This is a genomic window from Bradyrhizobium cosmicum (genome assembly GCF_032290525.1).
In the GTDB taxonomy this organism is placed as follows: domain Bacteria; phylum Pseudomonadota; class Alphaproteobacteria; order Rhizobiales; family Xanthobacteraceae; genus Bradyrhizobium; species Bradyrhizobium cosmicum_A.
The window spans coordinates 1-402 of sequence record NZ_JASXTA010000098.1 but is presented as its reverse complement, the minus strand read 5'-3'; the positions used below and the strand labels follow the sequence as shown (position 1 = coordinate 402).

Annotated in this window: 1 pseudogene; it reads right to left on the bottom strand. The window is 60.7% G+C overall.

The features are described 5' to 3' along the window. Positions 1-210 (bottom strand): annotated as a pseudogene (locus QSV46_RS39210) (IS5/IS1182 family transposase); the annotation flags it as partial. Positions 211-402: the final 192 nt, after the last annotated feature.

The window sequence follows — 402 nt, the reverse complement described above, 5'->3', positions numbered from 1 at the left end:
CTTCAGCAGATCGGCGGGATCGTAAGGCGGTTGTCCTGCCCCGCCGCCCGACCCGGCATGGCCGAAGCCAAGCCGCTTAAGGTCCAGCGCTGCGACAAAAGCCTCGATTGCGCGAACGGGATTCTCTCGATCCACATAATCTTCCAAGCGCGCCGGAAGAAGGCTTGCCTGATCCCGGCTCACCCCGGTCTTGAACGTACGATTCGTCATACCGAATCGTACACCAGCCCGCACAAACGGCTAGGATTCTTGCCCAGTCTCGAAGCGATACCCATCATCTTTGCGGCCCGAATGATGGGTATCGCTTTCGCTCCACCCATCCTACAAATCCCCCAACTCCGGCGGCTCGAACCAGTTCGTCAGCGACAGCCCGCCATCGATCGCGATGGCTGCGCCCGTGAC